The following is a 26632-nucleotide window of genomic DNA, read 5'->3' on the forward strand; positions in this document are numbered from 1 at the left end:
ACTTTTGCCTAATCTATTTCTCTTCACTTTGAGGATATTGCTTTATGCCACGTACATTCCCCTGCCCACGTTGTGGTGAACCAAGTGTTTGGGAAGGTAATGAATTTCGTCCGTTTTGTTCAGAGCGCTGTAAATTAATTGATTTAGGGGCGTGGGCAAACGATGAATATAAACTGCCTACCCAAGATGCGCCTCAGCATGACAAGGGTAGTCAAAATGAAGATGATTACGAAGATTAACCTGCTTTGCCCGCGACAAATGGGTTAAATTGTTTTTCAAAGCCAATGGTACTCATCGGACCATGTCCTGAAATAAACTGAGTATCATCTGGCAAACTAAAACATTCACGTTTAATCGATTCAATCAACTGATCGTGATTACCACGCGGGAAGTCGGTTCTTCCAATCGAGCCTTTAAACAGGACATCACCTGTCCAAAGTAAACCATGGTTTTTATTATAAAAAATGACATGTCCCGGTGTATGCCCCGGCGCAAAACGCACCTCAAACTCATCTTCACCCAGTTTTAGCACTTCACCGCCTTCAAGCCATTGATCGACTTTTACTGGCTGTGGAATTGGAAAGCCATAACGTGCTGAAACTTCCTGAATCATATCTAGCCAGAACTGATCTTCTTTATGCGGCCCAATAACCGGAACATTCCATTCTTTAGCAAGCTCTCCTACCGCTCCAGCATGGTCTAAATGTCCGTGAGTGAGCCAAAGAGCTTTCACTTTTAAACCTAAGGCTTCTACTTCTTCTTTCAAAACCGAAGCGTCACCACCCGCATCAATCAAAACTGCTTCTTTGGTTTCACTGTCCCAAACAAGCGAACAGTTTTGGGCAAATGCAGTAACTGGAACAATTTTGACTTGCAGCATAAAAACCTCTGGCTAAAACGCAATTAACGGTGGGCTAAGGTATAAGTAAGGGCATCAAGATTAGCCTGAACTAACCCTGCAAGCAAATCAATGTGAGCTTGATCGCTATTTAAAGCAGGAATATAAGCATAGCTACCACCGCCAGCTTGTTGAAACAACTCAGCATTTTGGATGGCTAATTCTTCAAGTGTTTCCAAGCAGTCAGCAGAAAAAGCTGGGCTTAAAACCTGAACAGACTTAACACCCTGCTTCGCCCAAGCTTGTAGTAGCTGGTCTGTATAAGGTTTAACCCACTCTTGTTTTCCAAAGCGTGATTGGAAACTAATTGCCCATTCATCATCTTTTAAATGTAAGGCTTCGGCCACCAGCTTTGCGGTAATACGACAACGGTCTGCATAAGGGTCGCCTTTATCTGCATAAGGCTGTGGAATACCATGAAATGACATCAACAGCTTTTCAGGTTTCCCATGTTGCTCTTGGTAAGCTAAAACACTTTCTGCCAATGCCTGAATAAACATGGGATGTTGATAATAGTCTTTAATAATTGTTAGACCCGGCAAGTTTCGCTGGGCCGGAATCCACTTCGCAAACGCATCGTATAACGGCGCTGTAGAAGTTGCAGAATATTGAGGAAACAAAGGCAATAGAATGACATGCTCTTGCGGGTTAGACGCCAGTTTTTCTAATACTGTATCAATACCCGGATTACCATAGGTCATTGCTGGTATCACGGTTAAATCAAACTGATTATTTTCTTGCTGTAAATAAGCCTGCACACGTTTGGTTTGTTCAAACACAATTTCACGCATGGGTGAATCTGTTGACCATACCGAAGCATAGGCATGCGCTACTCTTTTCGGTCGAAAAGGTAAAACAAACAGATTTAAAATAATCCACCAAATAAATTTTGGTATTTCAATCACGCGTGAATCAGATAAAAACTGCTTTAAAAAACGGCGCACCGCAGGCACAGTCGCCTCATCCGGTGTACCTAAATTCGCTAAAATGACAGTAACTTTCGGTTTTTGTTCAAACGACATGTGTAAATGCCTTTCAATTCATCTTATGGCATTAATGTAACAGCTTTTATTGTTATATATAAATTGAATCGCTCTAAGCTTTTAATCGAGTACCCCGATGGCTCCATTTATAGCTAAGTAATATCTTTTGAGCTCTAGCTGTAACTTTCCATAAGTTATAGGATTGTTCAGTTTGAGTTGGAACAATCCAGCCTTGCGATCGCATTTGCTTTTTAATGCGGAACAACGCCTTATGGTTAATCTGAGCACCAGCCACCGCATGTGCTCTTGGCAGCTCCTGACGAGCATCTTCTAGCCCAGCATGATTGAGATATTCATTGAGACAAGTTCCAAAGCTCTCTTCTGGCATCGGTGTTTCAAACTGCTTTGCCAATATGCTTAGTAACTGAGACCACGTCATTTGTCGTTGTCGTTTAAGCTCTTTAAAGTTGCCATCCTGAAATGCTTGAATTTGATATTCAAATGCAAAAACATCTTGAGGAGCAACTTCATTGACTTGAGCTGATGACTCTACCAACTGTTGCTCTAACTGCAAAATTTTACTTTTTAATAGCTTAATTTCATCTTCTAAGTGATGAGCTTGATGAGCAGGAATCCAACCTTGCCCCATATGTTGCTCAACAAGTAAAGGCATATTTAAACGGACAGCTAGCTCTAAGTCACGAAGGCTTTTAAAGTAAAAAATATGGTTTGCATCAAGTAATAACTTTTCTCTAAATGCGCTAAATTTATCTTTAAGCTGTGGATGTGTTTCTTGTAAATGTATTTCACGACTTTCAGGTTGCTCATGCATGAACACAATAATGGGTTTAGCCTGACTTAACGCATATTCATATTCTAAAGACAAATAACTCGCACCAGAAATCGACTGTTCTCCATACTGGCTGCCTAAAAGTAAGATTACATAATCACATTCATCAATTTGTCGACGTGCAAGTGTGGTTGTTAAAGGCGTTCGATGTTCTAGTCCCCAAGCAAAGAAACCCATCCCGACCAAGGTTTGAGACAAAACCATCCGCTCTGGCTGCATGTCGCGACCGGATGTTGAAATAAAAATCTGATAGCGTGTATCGAGCATAACAATACCCTTCCGCCCCATGATCTATCCGTGACTTAATATCAGCCAAGATCATGAACCGCCCCAAATAAAATAATAAATCTAAAAAACACTACTTTCTAAATGATGCTAAACGATCAGTTCAGATTATGAAGTGTCCAAGTTAACTCTTGTGGAATCATATGTTGTAAAACAGGTTGCAGTGCCTCAGCATTATTACCGCTGACATAACATTCAATACGTGCAACATTCTGACCTATTTGGTCACATAATAACTCATTTTTTATTAAAATACGGGCTGTTTGTCGGGCAACTGCCAACCCAGAATCAACCAGTGTGAATTGGTTATCAAAAAGATGATGGATTGCTTGATTTAAGAAAGGATAATGCGTGCAACCAAGCACTAAATAGTCGGCACCTTGCTCAGCAGCAGGCTGTAAAACTTCTTTTAATGCCTTTAAACATGTCTCACCCATTTGCTGACCTGCCTCGACACAAGGAACAAGTTCAAGGCTGGTTAAAGTCATCACTTTAACACCTGCCGGAACAGCAAACTTCTCGACCACATCTTTAATGAGTTGGCCCCGAAAAGTTGCAGGTGTCGCCAACACGGCAACCACTTTAGAACGTGTCTGTAATACAGCAGGTTTTAATGCTGGAACCAATCCCACAATTGGAAAGTGTTCTCCATAATGCTCACGTAAATGATCAAGGCTAAAAGCGGAAGCTGTATTGCAGGCTACGACTGCAATTTTACAGCCTTGACGATATAGCCAATCGACTGCTCGAGCCGTGAGTTCCCTGATTTCTGCATCAGAGCGTGGACCATAAGGAACATAGGCCGTATCGGCATAATAAACAATATGTTCGTTTGGCAAATATTTGGCAATTTCTGCTGCAACTGACATTCCTCCAATTCCCGAATCAAAAATACCAATTGGGGCATCTGCTGATGCTTTAGGCATAGGTTCTAGCTCGGAAAATAAAGGTTGTATGGCGGTCATAGCTGTACTGAAGTGTCAGAAAATTTCACTCCCTAAAGCTTAAACCTCAAGTGCCTAATTGCAAGAGCAAATTACCACTTTTTAGCTCTAAAATGGTTTTACCTTTATCGTTTTCAATCAGTGTTCCATAGTTCACCAAATGATAGAAAGCCTGACGCTGAATCAGCGCATTAATTCCAAAACGCACATGCACATAAGGACGTAACTCCCCTGCATATTCCCGCATAAAAATTGGATGTTCTGCATCAACTAAAATCACATCTTGATTGGTAGTGGTCAGTTGTAAAAACTGCTCACCTGAAATTTCGACCTGATCTGCCTGATTGACTAATAAAGGTTCGTCTTCAACTTCGATTTCAATTTGTTCTACAGGGGTTTTCAGGTAGAATTTACCCTCTTCTTTCCATAGGACTTTGGTAAACAGATCTAATAGAGCTTGGCGCTTGATTAATTGACCTTCGTGCCACCATTCTCCATTGGATTTCACCGTCAAATCCATTTTGCCGCAATGCTTTGGATGCCACTGCTCTAAAGGTGGAATTGACCTTTTGTGACTTTGCTGTACACCTTTTAAGTATTGTGCAATGTTCATTAAGTTTTTATCATCAGATAACGGTATTTTTCCCATATCCGATGGTGAATTATTTTGATTTACCATAGTTTATGCCTTGCTGACGAAAAAATGTTACGACTCAGCCAATTGGCTAGATCATGGTTTAAAACTATACTAGCCCAAACGATAAAAGGCACAATAGCATATTTGCGCCTATGGATTAAAACACTCACGGCAGCACCGAATTTTCTGAATATGACGGTTGCCACCTTTAAGTATTGAGGAGTCCTACATGGAACACATCGAACGTGAATCGATGGAGTTTGACGTTGTCATCGTAGGTGCAGGACCTGCAGGTCTATCTGCTGCGATTAAGATCCGTCAATTAGCGATTGAAAAAAACTTACCCGATCTTTCTGTTTGTGTAGTTGAAAAAGGCTCTGAAGTAGGTGCGCATATCTTGTCTGGTGCTGTGCTTGAGCCACGTGCCATCAATGAACTTTTCCCGAACTGGAAAGATGAAGGCGCCCCTCTTAATGTCCCTGTAACTGAAGACAAAACATTCTTCTTACTTTCAGATACCACTTCTAAAGAAGTACCTCACTGGATGGTTCCTAAAACCATGCACAACGACGGTAACTATGTGATCTCGTTAGGTAACGTGGTTCGCTGGTTAGGTCAAAAAGCTGAAGAGCTAGAAGTTTCGATCTTCCCTGGCTTTGCTGCATCTGAAGTGCTTTACCATGAAGACGGTACTGTAAAAGGGATTCAAACTGGCGACATGGGTGTTGGTAAAGATGGCGAACCAACGCATAACTTTACCCCAGGTTATGAACTTCACGCTAAATATACTCTCTTTGCTGAAGGTTGCCGTGGTCATTTAGGTAAACGCCTGATTGCGAAATACAACCTTGATAAAGATGCTGATCCTCAGCATTACGGTATCGGGATTAAAGAGCTTTGGGAAATTGATCCAGCAAAACATAAACCGGGCTTAGTGATGCATGGTGCTGGCTGGCCATTGGCTGAAACAGCTTCTTCAGGTGGTTGGTGGTTATACCACGCTGAAAACAACCAAGTCACTTTGGGTATGATCGTGGACTTGTCTTATGAAAATCCACACATGTATCCATTTATGGAAATGCAGCGCTGGAAAACTCACCCACTGATTAAACAGTATTTAGAAGGTGGTAAGCGTATTTCTTACGGTGCACGTGCGGTCGTGAAAGGCGGTTTCAACTCATTGCCTAAACTAACTTTTCCAGGTGGTTGCTTAATTGGTGATGATGCAGGTTTCTTAAACTTTGCAAAAATCAAAGGCTCACACACTGCCATGAAATCAGGCATGTTATGTGGTGAAGCTGTATTTGAAGCCATTGCTGCTGGCGTAGAAAAAGGCGGTGATCTTGCGATTGCACGTGTTACTGAAGGCGAAGATTTATTCGTTAAAGAATTGACTTCATACACTGACAAATTTAACAAAAGCTGGTTAAAAGAAGAGCTTTATAACTCTCGTAACTTTGGCCCAGCAATGCATAAATTTGGTCAATGGATGGGTGGTGCATTTAACTTTATCGACCAGAATGTCTTTAAAGTTCCATTCACTTTACATGACTTGAAGCAAGACTTCGCTGCATTGAAAACTGTTGATGCAACAAGCTTTAAGCCAAACTATCCAAAACCGGATGGCAAGCTTACATTTGACCGTTTATCTTCTGTGTTTATCTCAAACACTGTACATGAAGAAAACCAGCCAGCTCACTTGAAGCTTACTGATCCTTCAATTCCAGTGAATGTAAACTTACCGAAATGGGATGAGCCTGCACAGCGCTATTGTCCTGCTGGTGTTTATGAAATCATGGAAAATGATGATGGCTCTAAACGCTTCCAGATTAACGCAGCGAACTGTGTTCACTGTAAGACTTGTGATATTAAAGACCCTTCTCAGAACATCACATGGGTAACGCCTGAAGGCGGTGGTGGTCCGAATTATCCTAATATGTAATAGTAAAAAGCCCCGATTATTCGGGGCTTTTTTATTAGTATCTACTTATTGAAAAGGCGGTATTTTTGCTACGTTTAAATTAAAATTCTTTTTATAGAAAATAAATGTGCCTAATAAAAATAAGCCAAGAAAACCAAAGTTTCGCGCTAAATCGAAGTACCAAATCGATTTACCAAATAATAAATCAAGAATTAACATCAGCCCGATAAACCTTGTATGCAAGATCAAACTCATCTTTATCTTTGGTTCAGGAGCAAAATATGTATTTCTATAACCGAGTAGAATTGAGCCTAAAATAATAAGCGTAAATAAAGTAATGGTGGCAACAGTTTCAGATAACCAAGAGATCTCTAAATGTAATAAACCCGCAATAGTGAAAAACCAAAGACAGATTAATAAGCTTCGTTTCACAAAATAATCATTCATTTTTATACGTCATTTATATACTTAATTTTATAAATTATATAACGATTCTTATTTGTAAAAAATTATCATTTCAAATTAAAGTTGAATTATTCATGGCTTCTAATCGTCTTTATTAGAAGCCTTATTATTCTATTAGCCTTTCTTCACTAAGTAATGAAATTCTTTATGACCATTTTCATCTAAGCGTTCTTCTTGCAACAACAACTCATGGCCTAAATGCATACAAAATTTAGGAATATCCCACGAAGTCGAATTATCTGTTGCAAAGACTTCAACCACATCCCCAGACTTAGATTTGCGGATGGCTTGATGCAACATCATGACAGGTTCCGGACAGCGTAAACCACGTGTATTAAGTTGCACAGTAGGTGACATAGATTGTTCTGACATGACAAACTCGAACAAATAGAATTTTCACATTTTAGCATAAACAAATTACTGAGCTGTTAACTGTAACTGGCTTTTACATAACAATATACGTTTTGTCTTTTAGCTTGTTTTATAGATGCATAAGCATCTTTTCTTCGGTATGATCTGTGTATTCATTTGATACATTGAGTCTTTAGGAAAGATCATGCAAGAGGAACCAAGTCCGTCGTGGGGAATGCGAGGCTTACGAAAATGGTTAGGTACAGCGCCAGAAACCCGTGATGAATTATTAAAATTAGTCCAAAATTCACGCCGCTTTTTAGAACCAGATACCGTTGCTATGCTTGAAGGCGTTCTTGACCTTCCAGCTACAAAAATTCGTGAAGTCATGACGCCACGAACAGCAATGATCAGTTTGCAAGAAGATGATCAATTACTTGATATTCTTGATGTACTGGTTGAGTCTGCTCACTCACGCTTTCCAGTCTTCTCTGCCGATCAGCCTGACAATGTTGTCGGGATTTTGCTCGCAAAAGATTTGTTGCCGTTTCTAACTGAGCCGAATACCAAAGTTGATATTCGAGTTCTTATGCGCCAACCTTTATTTGTTCCTGAAAGTGCACGTTCCGATCAGGTCCTACGTATGTTGAAACATACTCAAACTCACATTGCGATTGTGATTGATGAATATGGCTCAACAGCAGGTCTTGTTACCCTCGAAGATATTCTTGAAGAGATCGTTGGCGAAATTGAAGATGAGCACGACACGGTCGATGAAGATGCGCAGTACATTGTTCCTGACAATGACCATACGGTAGCAAATGCATGGATGGTGCAAGCACTTACACCAATCGAACATTTCAATACTGTTTTAGATGCTGATTTTTCTGACGATGAAGTAGAAACTGTCGGCGGTTTATTGCTTCAAGAGATTGGTCTGGTGAGTGATTTACAAGGTCAAACTGTTGAGCTTGGAAATTGGTTATTTACAATCGTTGAAGCAGATGCCCGCACTATCCATCTGATTCGAGCTGTACGCCAATGAGAGCATACTTTGAAAAGCTGTTAGATTCTTCGCAACAACAAAAACAGCTTCCTTTAATTTTTCCTTTACTCATTGCTTTATTTTCAGGTGCCGTGTTCAGTTTTTCACTGGCACCTTATTATTGGTGGTGGTTGGCAATTTTATCTCCGGCCCTACTCTATGCAACACTACATAAACGCTCAGCGAAACAAGCATTTGCCATTGGTTGGAGCTATGGCTTTGGCTTATGGTTTGTAGGCGCTTTCTGGCTCTATACTTCCATCCATGTATATGGCGATACCAACGCTTTTCTAAGCGTGTGTATGATTGCTGTTATGGCCCTTGTGATGGGCTTATTTACGGCATTTGAGACCTGGGTTTACCGACGTTTTTTCCCTGAAACACCACTGACTTTTGCGCCGCTTTGGATTGTTTTCGAATGGGCAAAAACTTGGGTGTTTACAGGTTTCCCATGGCTGTTTGTAGGTTATGCTTTTACCGAGCGTTTACTCGATGGTTATGCACCGCTATTTGGTATTTATGCAATTTCCTTCGTGGTCATTGTATTAGCATGTGCTTTAGTTGAAGTTCTACGCAAGCGTGTTTTCTGGATTATCCCTTCTGCCCTGTTAGTTTTAGGTGCATGGGGAGCATCATACATACAGTTTGTAAAACCTAAAGATGCCAAGCCGCTTAGCGTTTCGCTTATTCAGGGTAACATTCCACAAGATTTAAAATGGCTAACCGAATATCAAGTTAGAACATTAGAAATTTATGCTGGTTTAACTCAATCTGAATGGGGCCGTGACTTAATTGTATGGCCTGAATCATCAATTCCGCTTTTCCAAACTGACATTGAACCGTTTTTGGATGCAATGGATGCACAAGCGAAAAAGAACCATACAGCTTGGGTAACTGGCATTCCTTATTGGGATTTCGAAAAATCACATCAAGTTGGTAGCCCGCTGTATTACAACAGTATTATGGCTTCTGGCAGTGATTCAAGTGGACTCTATAAAAAGCAGCGTCTTGTTCCATTTGGTGAATATATTCCTCTTTCAGGTTTACTCTCTTGGGTATTACCAGCCATGCAAAATGATATTAGCATGAGCGGTTTTACACGTGGTGAGAGTGACCAGAAACCCCTCTTAATTAAAGGACATGCACTTGCTGCAGCAATTTGTTATGAAGTGGCTTATCCGAACCTAACAAGACGTAATGCAGAAGACAGTGACTTCTTAGTAACTGTATCGAACGATGCTTGGTTCACGGGAACAGCTGGCCCATGGCAACATTTGCAAATGGTGCAAATGCGCGCGAAAGAAAATGGCCGTTGGTTTATTCGTGCAACAAACACTGGTGTAACAGCGTTTATTGATCAAAATGGTCATATCACTGAACAAGCACCAATCGATAAAGAGTTTGTCTTAAGAGGTGATCTACCTGCCATGCAAGGTCAAACGCTTTATAACCGTTTAGGTGATTATCCAGTGTTAGGATTTGCAGTATTACTGCTCGTTCTAGGCTGGGTATATCGTCCACGTAAAGTTGACGTTTCTTTTAAATCCCGCCGCTAAATCACAATAACTTTGTACCCAGAGGTACTTCAAACTCTGGGATACAAAGTGCTACATCACCATCTGCATTATGAAACCCTGTCACTAAACATTCCGACTGGATAGGTCCGATTTGTTTTTTAGGGAAATTCACTACAGCAACAACTAATTTACCCACCAAATCTTGTGGCTGATAGAGCTTAGTAATCTGCGCACTTGATTTACGCACACCCAATTCTTCACCAAAATCTACATGCAAAATATAGGCAGGTTTACGCGCCTTTTCAAAAACCTCAGCTTGAATAATTTTACCAACGCGAAGCTCTACTTTTAAAAAATCATTCCACTCGATTTGTTCCATTTAGTTTTTCTCATGTTCTTAAATATCTGATTTGAAGCATATAATATGTACAATAAAGAAACACCCTGTTTTTAAGTCCAGATAAAAAATAAAACGTAGATGTTTAGTCTACGTTTTATTTAAAAATCTAGTTTTAAATTATCATTAAAAAGCGATCGATAATTGCAAAGATAAATAAGCAACTAAACTCGATAAAAAGACCATGGGTACATAACGGTAAGCTTTAAAAAGTAATTGCTCATATTGAGTAGATATTTGTTTAGCTTGCCAAACACTCGCTTTTAATGCGGTAAAGAAGCTCACCATTAACCATGCGCTCACAATACTTAATGCAAAGAAGCCAATCATGATTTGACTACTTCCCTCGGTACTCATCCATAACTTTAATGAAACTTCAGCAATCGGCAATAAACCCAAAATCAATAGGACAGACTTGAGCATTACCCAATGAAACTGAGTCAGTTCATCTACTATGAGAAATGCTTTCATTTAATCTCTCCTTTTAATTGAATAAAGTGCTTTTTATTTATTATGCAAAGCTTTCATTTAAATATATAGCTTATTTTTCTCTACATTTTAACTTTCTTGTAACTATTAAATATGGGAATAATTCTTATTATAAATCTCAAATATCAATATTAATTTTAGTCTATAATTTTCAATTAGTTATTATATTTTTCTGATTGAGAGAGATTATCAATTCGTATTATCATTTTAACTGTTTAACTGAATTGATAATCTCCATTACATTTTAATTAAGGTTGGTAATAAATATCTGCATCATTACCCTCACCACCTTCTTTGCCATCTGCTCCAAATGAGTACAAATCAAAAGCTCGCCCATCTGCCCCAGGAATGACATATTGAATATCATTTTTCCAGCTGTCTTTAGGATAACCACCTTTTACATACCCACCCGGCATCCAGTTTTTCGCTGTAGCAGGCTGATTCACCAAAGCATCTAGCCCACCTTCTTGCATAGTTGGGAAATGGCCATTATCAAGCTTGTACTGATCTAAAGCACCCGCCACACCCTTTAATGCAATTTGAGTCGTATCAATTTTAGCTTTTTCACTACGCCCCATGACATTTGGTACGATTAAAGCAGCTAACACGCCTAAAATTACAATCACGACCATCACTTCAATGAGGGTAAAGCCTGAGGCACGTTTCATTCGAGCACCGCTCGAACGTGCCGCAAGTCCGAAAGCTACGCTTGAAGAGCAGACATTTAATACAGAGCTATGCTCGGAATGGCACGTCGGTTCAAACTGATTTGAAACCGCAGATTCACTATGTTGTTCCATCGGTGTTTCGCTTTGAATATTTTTTACTTTCATCATTATCTCTAATATCAAAGTTATTAAATCATATTGTTCATATTTACGATTGGCAGCATAACCGCGATTACAATAACCAGTACAATGCTTGCCATTAAAACCAGCATAAGCGGTTCAAGTAATGCCAGTAAGGTGGAAATAAATGTCGTCACCTCACGGTCTTGCATGGTCGATGCTCGTTCTAACATGCGGTCCAGTTCGCCTGATGCCTCACCACTTCGAATCATTTGTACCATCATTGGTGGGAAATAACCACTGCGCTCAAGCTGTGTACCTAAGTTACCGCCCTCTGTCACACGCTCAGCCGCGTGGGCAATTGAATCGCGGATAACCCAGTTATTGGTTACTGCCGCACCAATTTTTAAGGCATCGACCAAAGGGACACCTGAACGGGTCAAAATAGATAAGGTACTGGCAAAGCGTGCAGCATTAATACCACGTGACAGTTTACCGAATAATGGCAATTTGAGTGTTAATCGATCAAAAGCATAATGTCCAGCAGTGGTTTTTAAAAACCGAACGAATGCGATAACACCCACCACTGTAAAAAGAATAATAAACACCCAAGCATGTCGAATAAAATCGCTGGCTTTCATTAAAGCGACTGTAATCCACGGGAGAGCATCTTTATTTTGATCAAAAGTTTTTACAATCTCTGGCACAACATAAGTCATTAAGCCCATCACAATACCAAAAGACATCAGCATTAAAATGATAGGATAAATCATGGCGCCTTGAACTTTCTTTTGCATGGCAAAGCGGTTTTCGGTGTAATCCGAGAGCTGATCTAAAATGAGATCTAAATGCCCCGAACGCTCTCCCGCAGCAACTGTTGCAATATAAAGGTCTGGAAACCGTCCAGATTGTTGCATACCTTGTGCGAGTGAATGGCCTTCTAAGACTCGAGAACGCACAGATAATAAAAGATTTTGTACATGTGTTTTTTCGCTTTGCCTACTCACGGCGCGTAGGGCTTCCTCAAGTGGAATAGCAGCTGCAACCAAAACGGAAAGTTGTCTGGTCATGAGCGCCAAATCATAAGCACTAAATTTTTTTTGGAATAACCCCTGATTCTGATGTTTATCTTTTTGTTCAACAGGATCGACACTAATGGGAGTCCATGCTTTATCGCGTAATTGTTGGCGAATCTGGCGCGCTGAGTCTCCCTCAAGCACTCCTTTTTGCTGCTTCCCTGAAGCATCAATGGCAGTAAATTGATATGCAGGCATGGTAATGTTCTAATTTTCCAAAAATAATAGTCGCTGCTGTTGCATCTATGCTACGCAATCATTCATATTCGTTCTATAGCCTGTGTAGAATACCCAAGTCCTCTTCACGACGCTATGCCGTTTTTTAAAATTGACGAAATGAGCCTCTATGACCATAACGCCAAAGCCTGATTCAGTTGTTTATCGTGTGCGTGTAGCCGTACCTGTGCATCTGTACGACACTTTTGACTATACACTCACCCAAGCACAATATGAACGGGCCCGCGTAGGCTCACGCGTCGCTATTTCATTTGGACGCCAAAACCTGATTGGTATCATTACTGAAAAAGTGAGCCCAAATGAATCATTTACAGGCACCTTTCAACTTAAAGCCATTTCTGAACTTTTAGATGATGAGCCTATTTTAGATGAACAAGTTTTAAGTTTATTGACATGGTCAGCCCAGTATTACCAATTTCCAATTGGTGAGGTCATGCAAACCGCCCTACCTGCATTATTGCGTCAGGGCAAACCGATGGATGTTTTGTTTCATCTTTGGAAAATCACGCCATGTGACAATGTTGAAGCACTTCTTAAACGCTCGGTAAAGCAACAAGATGCTTATCAGATTTTAAAACTACACCCTGCTGGAACTACAGAAAATATTCTCAATTTAAGTGGTGTAGAAACAGCCACTCTTAAAGCGCTTCAAAAGAAAGGACTGGTAGACTGCACACTTGAACCGCATGACTTTAGCCCCGCACCTGTTCAATTGGCGCAAATGCCACTCACACTCAATGAAGACCAAAAGAAGGCAACCCAGCACGTCATAAACGCGCAGCATCAGTACCAAGCCTTCTTGTTAGATGGTTTAACTGGAAGTGGTAAAACTGAAGTTTATCTGCACATCATGCACGAAGTGCTAAAGCAAGGTAAGCAAGTTTTGGTTTTGGTCCCTGAAATTGGTTTAACCCCTCAAACCATTTCTCGGTTTAAGTCTCGTTTTAATTGTGATATTGCTCTATTGCACTCTGGCTTAAATGACTCTAAACGTTTACAAGCGTGGCAACAAGCACAAACTGGTAAAGCCTCTATTATTTTAGGGACACGCTCAGCCATCTATACGCCACTGCCACGTTTAGGCTTAATCATTTTAGATGAAGAACATGACTTATCTTATAAACAGCAAGAAGGCTTCCGCTACCATGCACGTGATGTCGCACTGTACCGCGGTCACTTGCAAAACTGCCCTGTTATTTTAGGTTCAGCAACACCGAGCATCGATAGTTATTATTTGGTCGAAACTGGCAAATTAACTTCACTGCAACTTAACCAACGTGCGGGCCATGCGCTTTTACCTAAAATGCATTTGATTGACCTTAAAATTGTCAAAAAACAGCATGGCATTAGCCAACCTTTAATCGAACAGATTAAAAATACATTAGCTAGAAAAGAACAGGTTTTAATCTTTTTAAACCGTCGTGGCTACGCACCTGTACTGGTGTGTGAAAGCTGTGGCTGGCAAGCAAATTGTCCGCATTGCGATGCGCATTTTACTTTACATACTCAGCCTTATTCTTATTTACATTGCCACCACTGTGGTACCGTTCATCGCTTGCCAGACCATTGCCCTGAATGTCAGCAAAAGAGTTTAAAAACCCTAGGAGCAGGGACAGCTAAGGTCGAAGAACACTTACAAGAATTATTTCCCGAACATGAAGTGATTCGGGTTGACCGTGACAGCACAAGTCGTGTGGGTAGCTGGCAAAAAATCTATGACCGTATTCATCAAAACAAACCAACAATTTTGCTCGGCACTCAAATGTTGGCAAAAGGTCATCATTTTCCACATGTCACCTTAGTTGCTATTTTAGATATTGATGCGGGCTTACTGAGTGTCGATATTCGTGCACCAGAACGTACTGCGCAGTTAATTGTACAAGTCGCTGGACGTGCAGGCCGTGGCGAACATAAAGGCCATGTTTACTTACAAACCTTAAGACCCGATCACCCTTTACTAACTACGCTGATCGAAAAAGATTATCGGGCAGTTGCCAAACAGACGCTTGCAGAACGTAAAGTCGCATTGCTCCCACCTTATCGCTATGCGGTACTGATACGTGCAGAGTCCAAAGATCGTGACTACACCTTACATTTCTTAAATGAAGCGGCGGAACAATTACGCCAAATTGCAGGTGACATTGTTGATATTTGGGGACCGATTCCAGCCCCTATGGAGCGTAAAGCAGGACGCTACCGCGCCCACATGGTAATTTTATCTACTGACCGTGCTCGCCTACATTTTTACTTAAGACAATGGTGGTCACAATTGGTTCATGCACCACGTCAGCATCAACTCAGATTATCAATTGATGTTGATCCGCAAGAATTTAATTAGATGATTTGAATATCATGGTGTGAAGAAGCCTTTTTGGCTTTAAACTTAAAAGAGACTAATACATTCGAGGCAATGAATGTCATTCCTACTGCAAGCAACAATTTTTCTTGGAGCTTCTCTGATTTTAGTCCCTCTTGGCAAACGCCTAGGGATAGCAACAGTTTTAGGTTATTTATTTACAGGAATACTTCTGGGTCCTAGTGTTTTAAATATTGCACATGACCCTGAAGCGATTATGGAACTTGCCGAATTCGGTGTCATCTTATTGATGTTCTTAATCGGCTTAGAGTTACGCCCACAACGTTTGTGGGAAATGCGTGACTCTATTTTTGTGATGGGAAGTCTGCAAGTCCTCATTAGTGGGGGCATTCTTATGTTGATCATACTATTACTGTTTCAACAGCAGCTTTCTGTCAGCTTTGTGATTGGTTTTGCCCTTGCGCTGTCTTCTACCGCTTTTGTATTACAGCTTCTGACTGAAAAACAGCAACTCAATACGACTTATGGTCAGCAGTCTTTTTCCATTTTACTCTTTCAAGATATAGCAGCTATTCCCTTACTTGCCATCATTCCACTCTTGGCAGGAACAGAATCAACCCATCACGGCGTCGCTTATTTTGCAGCTATTATTGCAACCTTTACTGGCCTGTTTCTGTTTAGCCGCTATGTAATGCGTCCCTTCTTCCGCTTTGTTGCTAAAAGTGGAGCGACTGAACTTATTACAGCAGTAGGATTATTTATTATTCTTGCTGTTGTGTTGCTTATGGACACGTTAGGAATTAGCACGACGTTAGGCGCTTTCCTCACAGGCGTATTATTAGCAGATTCAGAGTTCCGTCACGAAGTTGAAGCGAGTATTGCACCCTTTAAAGGTTTATTGCTTGGCTTATTCTTTATGACTGTGGGTATGACCACCCAGCTGTCACTACTGATTGATATGCCTTTGCTTATTATTGGTGGCGCAGTCGGCTTATTACTCATCAAAACGCTGATATTGACTGCCATTGCCCGCTATAAAAAATACAGTTGGAACAATAGCTTGCTTTTAGGTACTTGTTTGGCACAAGGTGGAGAATTTGCTTTTGTCATTTTGAGTCTTGCAAAAAGTGAAAAGATTTTAACTCAAGCTCTATTAGAGCCAGTGACTCTAATTGTGACGTTGTCGATGGTCCTTACCCCAGTGATTTACTGGATTATGGCAACTCAGGTCATTCCTCTATTTAATAAAGAACGTCCACCTGAGTATGATGAGATTCCTCAGCAGGATAACCCGATTATCATTGCTGGTTTTGGACGATTTGGACAAATTATCGCGCGTATTGCCCGTCTACAACATTTAGGTTTTACTGCCATCGATAACAATCTTCAGCAAGTGGACTTCGTTCGTCGATACGGCGGTAAGCTCTATTATGGCGATGTGACCCAGCCGGATTTACTGCGTTCTGCGGGTATTGAAAAAGCCAAAGTATTTATTTTAGCGATTGATGATGTTGAAGACTCCATGAATGTCGCGCGTCATCTTAGATTAAATTATCCCCACTTAAAGCTATTAGCTCGCGCGCGTGACCGCCATCATGTCCATCTATTAAGAGATTTAGGTGTTGAATATATTTGGCGTGAGACGTATTTATCTTCATTAGGAATGGCTTATCGCGCCTTGCGAGAACTCGGTATCTCTGATGAACAAGCCTATAACAATATCGAAATCTTTCGGGATTATGATGAGAAATTGCTCATACAGCAGCAAAGTATTTATACTGATGAACAGAAGATTTTTGAAACACATCGTAATGCCTTAGCCGAGCTTGAACATTTGTTTGAAAGTGATGCGCAGCAACAAGCTACATCAAAACATGATGTTAATTTAAAGCGTCATTTACAACCAAATCGCATCGACATTACAAGAGATCATCTAGAATAACTTGAGATTTCAGAAAATGGCTATATTAAGGACTTATTCACATTGCCTAAATAATTGGACAATGGGCACAAAGCTGCCCCTGTCCGGCTTGCGGCTTCGCTGCATTTCCTGAGCTTGATTAAAACGAAATAGTTATACTCTGCTTAGGGCCCTGGAGAATATTATGTCTGATTTACGCCAACGCTTTTATATAGAGAACTTTCCAGTACGTGGAGAAGTAGTTCATCTAGAAGAAGCCCTACAAACTATCTTAGCTCAACGTGACTATATGCCTGCGGTTAAAATTCTGCTAGGTGAAATGTTGAGTGCGACTGCATTACTTGCAAGTACACTAAAAATCAAAGGCCGTATCAGCTTGCAAATCCAGGCTAGCGGCACCTTCAAATGGGCGATGGCTGAATGTAACCATTTAGGGGAGGTTCGTGCTCTAGCGGACTATGAAACCGACCCTCGCTTTGCTGAAGCAACAGACAGCAGCACAGTTCTTGGCGCTCTCGTTAATCCAGTTTTATTTATTAATATTGAACCGGAGTTTGGTGAACGTTATCAAGGGATCGTGCCGCTTGATCAAGTGACTTTAGCGGGTTGCTTGATGCAGTATTACGACTTGTCTGCACAAATTCCAACTCGTATTGTATTGGCAAGTACAGATAAGCGTTCTGGTGGGTTACTGATTCAACTCTTACCACGTCATGATGAAGAAGAGCAAAACTTGGTCGATGAAGATTTATGGCCACGTTTGACGATGTTAACTGAAACATTAAAAGCTGAAGAGCTTACCAATTTAGATGCCAACGAAATCTTATATCGTTTATATAACGAAGAAGAAGTTCGTTTACCAGAAATTGAAGCATTAAAATTTGGTTGTACATGTTCAAAAGAACGTTGTGCAAATGCGCTGATTCAAATTGGTGTAGATGCTGTTCATGAAACCCTAGAAGAACAGAATCCGATTCGTATGGACTGTCAATTCTGTAATACGCAATACACATTTACCGCTGAAGAAGCTTTAGCGTTATTTGGTGAACATTTAAGTTAATATTTTAACTTTATAAAAAGGCGGTTATACCGCCTTTTTATTTAGCTGTATTTTTTGATGATAATTTTCAACATGTTATTTTAAATAGGATAATATAAGGCTACTTTATAACCCAATAAATAAGATGCCTAAATACCATGAATTATTTTGATTATTTTCTCTTTATTTTTAGCGTAGTTATTATGATTGCGACCCCGGGTCCCGTCATGATTTTAGTTGCAAGCGCCGGACTCAAAGGAGGCTATAAAAAAGCACTGGAAACAATTTTTGGTACGAACTTAGCCTCGCTTATTTTAATTTTTATTTCAGTACTGGTTTTAAAAGGAGTGCTGAGTGTTAATGATAGTTATCTCAATATCATTCGGATTTTAGGTTGTCTATATATTGGTTATTTGGGTTTTAGTATTCTCAAAGAAGTGATTCAGGCACCTCACCCTGAAGCAATACAAACCGTTTCCGCACAAAATGGCGGCTTTAAAAAAGGCTTTCTTGTCGGTATTTCAAACCCTAAAGATATTATCTTTTTCTCAGCTTTCTTTCCGCAATTCGTCTCTATTACCCCTCAGTTAAATTTAAGTTTAACCATACTTATTTTGACATGGATTGCTTTAGACTTCCTCACTTTATCTTTGGTTTATATCTTTTTCCGCCGTCTTTCTAACAGTCATTTATATCCCAAAATATTAGGTCTATGTGGCTTATTACTTTTACTGATTGCCCTTTATGGCTTGTATCAGAGCTTTATCTAATTCATTAGAAGTATGATCTAATTTGTCTATACCTCTTCCTATTAATTTCATTTCGTAATAGAACAACTCTTATACAATCTAGCTTATTGAAACCTCTAAAAATCGTTTCATAATGAAATAAACAACACCATCGTGATAAAACATTATGGCAAAAAATTATTATGAAGAATTAGGGGTTACACGCAAAGCCTCTGCTGATGAAATTAAAAAAGCTTATCGAAAATTAGCCCGTAAATATCATCCAGACATCAGCAAAGAAAAAGATGCAGAAGAAAAGATGCAGGCGATTAATGTTGCTTATGACACATTAAGTAATGCTGATAAAAAAGCCGAATATGACCAGATGTTAGATCACCCTCAAGGTTTTAATAATTTTGGTCAAGGTGCTGCACAAGGAGGCTTTGATGGAGCACAGTTTTATCGTCAAGGCTTTACAGGTGGTGAGCAAGCAGACTTTAGCGGCTTTGAAGATTTATTTGGCCGCTTTGGTGCAGGCTTTGGCGGTGGGCAACAACAATATCAAAGACAACAACGTAGTTATCGCGGTGAAGATCAACATGCCAGCATAGAGGTTGATCTTGATATTGCCTATCACGGATCAACCCAACAGATTACCCTGCAAATCCCAACCATGAATGCTTATGGCGAGCCTGAAGTTCAACGTAAAACCTTACAGGTAAAAATACCAAAAGGTATGAAAGAAGGTCAGCAAATCCGCTTAACTGGACAAGGCCAAAGTGGGATTAACGGTGGTGCGAACGGCGATCTTTATATTGAAATCCAGTATAAAGATACAGACCGTGTTCATGTCGAAGGCAGTGATGTGTATTTGACTGTAGATGTAACTCCATGGGAAGCAGCATTAGGCCAAGGTATTGAAGTAAAAACACCAGCAGGGCCTTTAAATGTCAATTTACCTAAAAATGCAAAACAAGGACAACAGCTACGTTTAAAAGACAAAGGAATACCAAATAAAACGCCAGGGCATCTGTATTTAATTTTAAATATTGTATTCCCCCCTGCAAACTCTGAAAAAGAAAAAGAAGCGTATCAGCAATTGGCAGAAGCCTTTGCTTCATTCGAACCTCGTTCATCTCATTAGGGAGCAAGATCATGACAACCATTCACTATCGAGAAATTGTATATGACGGCCATACCTTTAGTGCAGAGGTCGTTGATGAACAATCTACATTTGACCTACAACAATTTGCTCAAGCTTGTGGCCAAAGTCCTGACTGGATTCTTCAGCTCATTGAATATGATATTTTATCAGTCGAAAATAAACCTGAAGCACATCAGTTTATGGGCGAAGACGTCGCACGTGCTCGTAAAGCTTATCGTCTGCAACGTGACTTTGACGCAAGTTTAGCAGCAGTTGCGGTGATGTTAGATTTGATTGATGAAGTACAACAACTTAGAAAACAGTTGAAGCATTTTCATTAGATTAGATAGTCACGACGGAGTCCTACTGGCACTCATTGTCTATTCCATCAGCTAATTACGTTACTTTTGTTTTGGCATGAGTAGCGAAGCTACGCAAGGCCAAAACCAGAGATATTGAAGTGCGTACTAAGGTCAAATTTATATTTGAACGCAAGCTACGCACTTCGTTTGTCTTGCGCTCGAAGCAAACGAGGTTTGCTTTTTCTCGCTCAGGTTGTGGATGACGATTAGCTGGAGCAAATTTGGAAAAAATTCAATAAAAATTGAAAAACTATTTCAACCGAGTAATCTTCTCTACTTCCTTCAAAGTCTGCTTAATCGGTTCATATTCCAAAAACCAAAACAAATTCATCCGATTTTGACGATGCTGTTGAGCCAATAAATCAATCACACTTTTTTCACCACGCCCAACTAGATGTTGTCGATAAAAATAGTACAAAAGCAAAATCGTGCTCAGTAGCATCACCCCTAACATTATCCAGAAACCAACTGGCGATTTAAGACCAGGAATAAACTCAAAGTTCATTCCATAAATACCTGTTAAAAGGGTAAGCGGTGCAAAAACAGCAGTGATAATTGCCAAAATCCGCATGTTTTCATTGGTCTGGTTTGCAATCGCTGAAAAATGCAAATCAATTGCTGATTGAATTGCGCTGCGTAACCGCAAAGTATGTTTTTGAATACGCTCAACATGACTCATCAAATCATTTAATCGGACCAATAAAATATCTTGAGAATTACGAATATGACTACCAACTACATGATGGTAATTTTCTACAATTTCATCTCGGAATTCTTGTAAGGTTTCGATTTGCTCTTCGCATAAATTTTCAACCTGTTGAAAGGCCATATTTTCATGGAATAGTTGGTGCCATTGTTTGAAACGGCGATTTCCCTGCAGTAATTGTTGCTGCCAATGCTCAACCCTTCTGGTCAATGGTGAGCGAATATCAAGATAGCCATCTACCATACTATTTAAAAGTCGCAACGATAAATCGACTGGTGAATTTGGCAGTTTACGGGTTTTATTTTGCTCTTCTAAAGTTTTACATAAAATATTTTCGAGACGTTGAATGTAGTTTTCAATCGACTTATTGCCCTGCTCACGCACGCTAATCAATACATCAGGCGTCAAAATAAAACTGATGGGTGTCGTCGCTAATCCAAAAACACTATCTTGGGATTCAGCATGTTTAATTTCATCATCAGGTGTAACCAGCTTTTTAAAAATGAGCAGGTCATATTCTTCAAGTGTGTCAAATGCGCAGGGATGTTCAATATTGGCAATATCCCGCATATGAAATTCATTAATCACCACGCCTGAAAGCTGTTGAATCTTTTGTTGCCATTCTTCGTTATGGTTCACCACATCCGTTCTGACACTATCAATCCAGAAAAACTCCAGAACATGTTCACTATGCTGTTCACGGCTTAAAAAGACATAGCCGTCAGCTTGATGGCGATAAAAGTAATAAACCTGCATACCACAATGATCTATTTTTGTATTACTTGCATCATGCCATAAAAAAAGTCCGCATCAAGCGGACTTTTTCATGTCACTAGAACAATTATGCTTGTTCAATGTCTTTCATAGTCAATTTAATACGACCACGATTATCAACATCAGCAACTTGTACTTTCACTTCCTGACCTTCTTTAAGAACATCAGTTACGTTCGCAATACGTTCATTTGAAATTTGCGAAATGTGAAGAAGACCATCAGTACCTGGCATGATGTTTACAAACGCACCGAATTCTACAATACGGATTACTTTACCGTCATAGATTTTACCTGGTTCAACTTCAGCAGTAATCGCTTGAATCTTAGCAATTGCAGCTTTAGCAGCAGCTTTAGTTTCACCAAATACGCGTACTGTACCGTTGTCTTCAATATCAATTGCAGCTTTAGTTTCTTCAGTAATTTGACGGATAGTTGCGCCGCCTTTACCAATAACGTCACGGATCTTGTCCGGGTTAATGTTAATTACTTCAAACGTCGGTGCATGAGCACTGATTTCAGCACGAGCACGTGAAATGACTTTGTTCATTTCATTGAGGATGTGCATACGTCCAGCAAATGCTTGGTTTAATGCAACTTCCATGATTTCTTCGGTAATACCTTCAATCTTGATGTCCATTTGAAGTGCAGTAATACCGTTTGCAGAACCTGCTACTTTAAAGTCCATATCACCTAAGTGATCTTCATCACCCAAGATGTCAGAAAGTACTGCGAAACGCTCGCCTTCTTTCACTAGGCCCATTGCAATACCAGCAACTGGTGCTTTAAGTGGAACACCTGCATCCATAAGTGATAATGAAGCACCACATACAGAAGCCATTGAAGATGAACCGTTAGATTCAGTAATGTCAGATACAATACGGATCACGTACGGGAAGCGGTCAGCAGCAGGAAGAACTGCTTGAACACCACGACGTGCTAAACGACCGTGACCAATTTCACGACGCTTAGGACCAGATTCACGGCCAGTTTCACCTACAGAGTATGCAGGGAAATTATAGTGCAACATGAAGTTGTCAGTTTTAGTACCAGCAAGGGTATCAACCATTAACGCATCACGTGTATTACCCAAAGTTGTTGTTACCAACGCCTGAGTTTCACCACGTGTAAATAATGCAGAACCGTGTGCACGATCTAATACGCCAACTTGAACGTCGATAGCACGAACAGTTTTTGTATCACGACCATCAATACGTGGCTTACCTGACAAGATGTTGTCACGTACTGTACGGTATTTAAGGTCTTCGAATAATTCATTTACTTCATCAGCAATACCAGTTTCGTCATTTTCTGGAACGAACTGAGCTACAGCTTCTGCATAAAGTGCATCAAGTGCTGCATAACGGTCTTGTTTAACCGCAATTGTATATGCTTCAGAAATTTTAGCTTCGAAAGCTGCTTTTAATTGCTCAAGAAGCGCTTCATTTTTAGTTGGAGCAACCCAAGTTGATTCAACAGCACCAGCAGCGGCAGCAAATTCTTTAATCGCTTGAATTGCAATTTGCATTTCGTCATGACCGAAAAGCACAGCACCAAGCATTTGGTCTTCTGAAAGTTCTTTCGCTTCAGATTCAACCATCAATACAGCAGATTCTGTACCTGCAACCACAAGGTCAAGGTCACTTTCTTTCAACTGTTCGAAGTTCGGGTTAAGAACATATTCACCGTTGATTAAACCAACACGTGCGCCACCAATTGGGCCACGGAAAGGAGTACCAGCAATAGACAATGCTGCTGATGTACCAAGCATTGCTGCAATGTCAGCATCCATAGTTTTGTCAGAAGAAACAACAGTTGCTGTTACTTGAATTTCGTTGAAGTAACCTTCTGGGAACAACGGACGAATTGGACGGTCAATAAGACGTGAAATTAATGTTTCAGCTTCAGAAGCACGACCTTCACGCTTACCGTAACCACCAGGGATACGACCAGCTGCATATTGTTTTTCTTGATAGTTAACTGTTAACGGGAAAAAGTCTTGACCCGCTTTTGCTTTAGGTTGAGCAACAACTGCAACTAAAACAGTTACGCCACCCATAGTGATTAAAACTGTGTTTGCTTGACGTGCAACGCGACCCGTTTCTAAAACGACTTGATGTTGACCGAATTGGAATTCTTTACGAACGATATTAAACATTGACATGTATTGTATTTTCCTAATTTTATTCTAGTGAGACCCCTAAGGTTTGGCATTCAGACTACACCGATTGGTAGATAAATGACAAAGCTTAGAAGCCATCACACTAGATCAATTATTTAAAAAAGTTAAACGCAAAGAAGGAGCGCACAAGCGCCCCTTCTAAAAATCACTTAATCTAACATTAAGTGAAACTCTCTTTTCAGCGATAAAGCATTGCGACATGCGAAATAGCGAAAACAAAGTGAAAATCGAATTAACGACGTAAACCTAAAGCACCGATCAAAGCAGTGTAACGACCGTGGTCTTTACCATTTAAGTAGTCGAGCAATTTACGACGTTGGTTAACCATACGGATCAAACCACGACGGCTGTGGTGGTCGTGTTTGTGAGCTTTGAAGTGACCTTGTAAATCATTGATTTGAGCAGTCAATAAAGCTACTTGTACTTCTGGTGAACCAGTGTCATTTTCAGCGCGAGCAAATTTAGCAATGATCTCTGCGCGGTCTGCATTAGTTAAAGCCATTCGATTTCTCCGAGATGCTTAAAAAAGTAAACGATATGAATCAGTTGAGGCAACTGACTGCCGTGCATCACTACAGCAAGTCGCCTATTTTAAGGTATCTATAGGTGGATTGCAAAATAGTTTTCAGTAACTTGTCATTTTAGACACTGACATCAGGTCCTTAACCCTGCACACTAGCCTTGAATAAAAAGAAAGAAGCGCGAGGGACGTGTGAAAATTTTTTCAACCAACACTTGTCCAGTACCGGACAATATTGAGCAAGTCATTCGACAAAAAGATGAAGTTGCTGCTGAACAGGGTGGAATGAGTGAGTATCAGACTCAAAAAATCTGGAAAAGTATAGAAGCACTGTATAAAACCGGAAACTATCCACTCATTACCTTCTGTTTACGCAGGCAAGGTAAAATTTTGCTCAATAGAAGCATTGGATATGCCCAAGGGAACTCTCCGGCAGGTCTTCAAGAAAATGCGCTGATTGCAACCCCAGATACCCCTGTTTGCCTATTTTCAGCATCGAAGATGATCACAGCCATGTTGATTCATCTATTAGATGAAAAAGGTGAAATCAATTTGCTCGATCCCGTGAGTTATTACATTCCAGAATATGGTGTCAATGGTAAGCGCCGTGCAACGATCTTTCATTTATTGGCACATCGCGGCGGTATTCCCTATATTGAAGGCGATGTCACCCCAGAATTATTATTTGATAAAGATGAAATTTTAAAACGTTTATATGCTGCTCGACCTGTTTCTCCCGCTGGCAATCATCTTGCCTATCATGCGGTTACGGCAGGTTACATTTTAGGAGAAGTCATTGAACGGGTGACTGGGCAAGACTTACGTGAATTTGTACATCAAACTATCGAAAAGCCGATGGGAATGCCTTATTTCAACTATGGATTGAAACCAGAATATCGTTCAGAAGTCGCCTTAAACTGTGCAACAGGTCTGCACCCTCGCCTTGGTACCGATCATTATCTGAATCATGTTTTAGGTGGTGGTTTGCAACTTGCAGTTGATGTGACTAACGATAGTCGCTTTATGGACACCATTTGCCCAGCCGGCAATATCTATACCAGTGCAGAACAAGCTAGCTGCTTCTTTGAAATGCTTTTAAGTGGCGGAAGCTATGGCGGTCAGCAAATCTTCAGTGAAAAAACTATTTTCAGAGCGACTCTTCCCACTACAGGCGTTAGCATTGATCGTACGTTATTAATTCCAATGCGCTATGCTTTAGGACCAATGTTAGGCAGCAACCCTGTCGGCCTTTTTGGCCCAATGACAGGACAAGCATTTGGTCATTTAGGGTTTTCTAATATCTTATGCTGGGCTGACCCTGAAAGAGATATCAGTGTTTCCCTATTAACAACAGGTAAATCTGTAGTGGGCACTCACCTGCCTGCTTTAGCTAAAGTTCTCTATCAAATCTCAACACAATGTCCGCGTATACCGAGAGATCAACGCCGTTCTTTATTTGGTAGCGACTCTCATGAGACTGACTTAGTGTAGAAGCAAATAAAAAACCCAAGCATTTCTGCTTGGGTTTTTGGCGCTGTAGTTTTTGTTTATCGTGTTATTACTGTTTTTATTGTCGTTGGTGAGATGCTAGTCACATCCTTCTTGTTGTTTTAACTCACTTCCGTTGTTTTTGTTTCTATTTCCTTATGTGATGTATTGTGACATATCCAATTATGAAGAAAAGTAGTATTTTTCTTATCATCATGTAAGTAAAAACGTACAGGTCTGTCTAATATTTGGCAAATGACCACTTTTAACATTTAACGTACAGTTCTGTATAACATTTAACTTAACAATTCACAGGAAAAATGCCTGTTTTAAAAACATATTACAGATAAATATATTGATATTATTGATTTAAATCTTTACAAGAAAACATCGTGCAGATGACACTAAAAGCGAAGTTTTGTCATACTTTTTGAAAGGCAGTGAAATTTAGAATATAAAAAAGCCCTGTAGTCTCTCCCAAAACTACAAGGCTTAGCGGCTGTAAGTTTCCTCTTTATACACCTACTTCATTGTAAGTTCGCAGTCTCTCGACTTAAGTTGTTATTATTGT

25 protein-coding genes are annotated in these 26632 nt (G+C 40.2%); 11 read left to right on the top strand and 14 right to left on the bottom strand.

Annotated features, from left to right (window positions below; genetic code table 11):
- The first annotated feature begins 44 nt into the window (after positions 1–44).
- Positions 45–239, top strand: a complete 195-nt coding sequence (locus KTI78_RS08070; RefSeq protein WP_016144208.1) for a DNA gyrase inhibitor YacG — start codon at positions 45–47, stop codon at positions 237–239.
- On the opposite strand, the gene KTI78_RS08075 is transcribed toward KTI78_RS08070, so the two are convergent.
- The 5 genes from KTI78_RS08075 to KTI78_RS08095 all read right to left on the bottom strand — a co-directional run bounded on the left by KTI78_RS08075 (position 236) and on the right by KTI78_RS08095 (position 4639).
- A complete protein-coding gene (locus KTI78_RS08075; protein WP_262445732.1) occupies positions 236–880 on the bottom strand; it encodes an MBL fold metallo-hydrolase in 645 nt (214 codons plus the stop codon). The genes KTI78_RS08070 and KTI78_RS08075 overlap by 4 nt on opposite strands.
- A 23-nt stretch (positions 881–903) precedes the next feature.
- On the bottom strand, positions 904–1920 hold the full coding sequence (hemH, locus tag KTI78_RS08080; protein WP_262445733.1) for a ferrochelatase: 1017 nt from the start codon (positions 1918–1920) through the stop codon (positions 904–906).
- 73 nt (positions 1921–1993) lie between these two features.
- Positions 1994–2998, bottom strand: coding sequence for a DUF4062 domain-containing protein (locus KTI78_RS08085; RefSeq protein WP_262445766.1), 1005 nt, complete (start codon positions 2996–2998; stop codon positions 1994–1996).
- A 116-nt stretch (positions 2999–3114) separates the two neighbouring features.
- Positions 3115–3981, bottom strand: a complete 867-nt coding sequence (gene murI / locus KTI78_RS08090; protein ID WP_262445734.1) for a glutamate racemase — start codon at positions 3979–3981, stop codon at positions 3115–3117.
- Positions 3982–4027: 46 nt separating this feature from the next.
- On the bottom strand, positions 4028–4639 hold the full coding sequence (locus tag KTI78_RS08095; protein ID WP_224992359.1) for a DUF1285 domain-containing protein: 612 nt from the start codon (positions 4637–4639) through the stop codon (positions 4028–4030).
- 187 nt (positions 4640–4826) lie between these two features.
- Here KTI78_RS08095 and KTI78_RS08100 point away from each other — a divergent pair, with 187 nt between their 5' ends.
- Positions 4827–6539 carry an electron transfer flavoprotein-ubiquinone oxidoreductase gene (locus tag KTI78_RS08100; RefSeq protein WP_262445735.1) on the top strand — a complete coding sequence of 571 codons (1713 nt, stop codon included), beginning with the start codon at positions 4827–4829 and terminating at the stop codon, positions 6537–6539.
- Positions 6540–6584: 45 nt separating this feature from the next.
- Here the strand turns inward: KTI78_RS08100 and KTI78_RS08105 are convergent, their stop codons facing one another.
- Positions 6585–6965: a hypothetical protein gene (locus KTI78_RS08105; protein WP_262445736.1), complete on the bottom strand. Its 381-nt coding sequence runs from the start codon at positions 6963–6965 to the stop codon at positions 6585–6587.
- 132 nt (positions 6966–7097) lie between these two features.
- On the bottom strand, positions 7098–7355 hold the full coding sequence (gene tusA, locus KTI78_RS08110) for a sulfurtransferase TusA (RefSeq protein ID WP_182003111.1): 258 nt from the start codon (positions 7353–7355) through the stop codon (positions 7098–7100).
- A 184-nt stretch (positions 7356–7539) separates the two neighbouring features.
- Here tusA and KTI78_RS08115 point away from each other — a divergent pair, with 184 nt between their 5' ends.
- Together KTI78_RS08115 and lnt are read left to right on the top strand one after the other, a co-directional pair.
- Positions 7540–8379, top strand: coding sequence for an HlyC/CorC family transporter (locus KTI78_RS08115; RefSeq protein ID WP_002114976.1), 840 nt, complete (start codon positions 7540–7542; stop codon positions 8377–8379).
- Positions 8376–9935: an apolipoprotein N-acyltransferase gene (gene lnt, locus KTI78_RS08120; protein WP_262445738.1), complete on the top strand. Its 1560-nt coding sequence runs from the start codon at positions 8376–8378 to the stop codon at positions 9933–9935. Before KTI78_RS08115 ends, lnt begins: the two co-directional genes overlap by 4 nt.
- A gap of 1 nt (position 9936) precedes the next feature.
- On the opposite strand, the gene KTI78_RS08125 is transcribed toward lnt, so the two are convergent.
- The 4 genes from KTI78_RS08125 to gspF all read right to left on the bottom strand — a co-directional run bounded on the left by KTI78_RS08125 (position 9937) and on the right by gspF (position 12844).
- A complete protein-coding gene (locus KTI78_RS08125) occupies positions 9937–10275 on the bottom strand; it encodes a tRNA-binding protein (RefSeq protein ID WP_002114937.1) in 339 nt (112 codons plus the stop codon).
- A gap of 144 nt (positions 10276–10419) precedes the next feature.
- Positions 10420–10764 carry a hypothetical protein gene (locus tag KTI78_RS08130; protein WP_262445739.1) on the bottom strand — a complete coding sequence of 115 codons (345 nt, stop codon included), beginning with the start codon at positions 10762–10764 and terminating at the stop codon, positions 10420–10422.
- A gap of 266 nt (positions 10765–11030) precedes the next feature.
- On the bottom strand, positions 11031–11615 hold the full coding sequence (gene gspG, locus KTI78_RS08135) for a type II secretion system major pseudopilin GspG (RefSeq protein WP_224992364.1): 585 nt from the start codon (positions 11613–11615) through the stop codon (positions 11031–11033).
- A 23-nt stretch (positions 11616–11638) separates the two neighbouring features.
- Positions 11639–12844 (bottom strand): type II secretion system inner membrane protein GspF, encoded by a 1206-nt coding sequence (gene gspF, locus KTI78_RS08140; RefSeq protein ID WP_239967949.1) that lies wholly within the window; start codon positions 12842–12844, stop codon positions 11639–11641.
- Positions 12845–12992: 148 nt separating this feature from the next.
- On the opposite strand from gspF, the gene KTI78_RS08145 reads away from it, so the two are divergent.
- The 6 genes from KTI78_RS08145 (at position 12993) to KTI78_RS08170 (ending at position 20373) form a co-directional block, all read left to right on the top strand.
- Positions 12993–15221: a primosomal protein N' gene (locus KTI78_RS08145; protein ID WP_262445742.1), complete on the top strand. Its 2229-nt coding sequence runs from the start codon at positions 12993–12995 to the stop codon at positions 15219–15221.
- A gap of 76 nt (positions 15222–15297) precedes the next feature.
- Positions 15298–17142: a monovalent cation:proton antiporter-2 (CPA2) family protein gene (locus tag KTI78_RS08150; RefSeq protein ID WP_016142344.1), complete on the top strand. Its 1845-nt coding sequence runs from the start codon at positions 15298–15300 to the stop codon at positions 17140–17142.
- A 163-nt stretch (positions 17143–17305) separates the two neighbouring features.
- Positions 17306–18181 (top strand): Hsp33 family molecular chaperone HslO, encoded by an 876-nt coding sequence (hslO, locus tag KTI78_RS08155; protein ID WP_016142345.1) that lies wholly within the window; start codon positions 17306–17308, stop codon positions 18179–18181.
- A gap of 137 nt (positions 18182–18318) precedes the next feature.
- Positions 18319–18930, top strand: a complete 612-nt coding sequence (locus tag KTI78_RS08160) for a LysE family translocator (protein ID WP_262445744.1) — start codon at positions 18319–18321, stop codon at positions 18928–18930.
- 145 nt (positions 18931–19075) lie between these two features.
- Positions 19076–20032 (top strand): DnaJ C-terminal domain-containing protein, encoded by a 957-nt coding sequence (locus KTI78_RS08165; RefSeq protein WP_206223834.1) that lies wholly within the window; start codon positions 19076–19078, stop codon positions 20030–20032.
- Positions 20033–20043: 11 nt separating this feature from the next.
- On the top strand, positions 20044–20373 hold the full coding sequence (locus KTI78_RS08170; RefSeq protein ID WP_016142348.1) for a chaperone modulator CbpM: 330 nt from the start codon (positions 20044–20046) through the stop codon (positions 20371–20373).
- Between the two features lie 271 nt (positions 20374–20644).
- Here the strand turns inward: KTI78_RS08170 and KTI78_RS08175 are convergent, their stop codons facing one another.
- The 3 genes from KTI78_RS08175 to rpsO all read right to left on the bottom strand — a co-directional run bounded on the left by KTI78_RS08175 (position 20645) and on the right by rpsO (position 24555).
- Positions 20645–21856: a magnesium transporter CorA family protein gene (locus KTI78_RS08175; protein WP_016142349.1), complete on the bottom strand. Its 1212-nt coding sequence runs from the start codon at positions 21854–21856 to the stop codon at positions 20645–20647.
- Positions 21857–21941: 85 nt separating this feature from the next.
- The gene (gene pnp, locus KTI78_RS08180) at positions 21942–24029 is read right to left on the bottom strand and encodes a polyribonucleotide nucleotidyltransferase (protein ID WP_170814194.1); all 2088 of its coding nucleotides are present in this window, start codon (positions 24027–24029) and stop codon (positions 21942–21944) included.
- A gap of 256 nt (positions 24030–24285) precedes the next feature.
- Positions 24286–24555, bottom strand: a complete 270-nt coding sequence (rpsO, locus tag KTI78_RS08185; protein WP_002114951.1) for a 30S ribosomal protein S15 — start codon at positions 24553–24555, stop codon at positions 24286–24288.
- Positions 24556–24765: 210 nt separating this feature from the next.
- Between rpsO and KTI78_RS08190 the strand changes: the two genes are divergently transcribed.
- Positions 24766–26064, top strand: coding sequence for a serine hydrolase domain-containing protein (locus KTI78_RS08190; RefSeq protein ID WP_262445746.1), 1299 nt, complete (start codon positions 24766–24768; stop codon positions 26062–26064).
- Positions 26065–26632 lie beyond the last annotated feature (568 nt).

Origin of the sequence: Acinetobacter sp. WU_MDCI_Abxe161, assembly GCF_025514355.1 — a bacterium.
Classification (GTDB): Bacteria; Pseudomonadota; Gammaproteobacteria; order Pseudomonadales; family Moraxellaceae; genus Acinetobacter; species Acinetobacter pittii_E.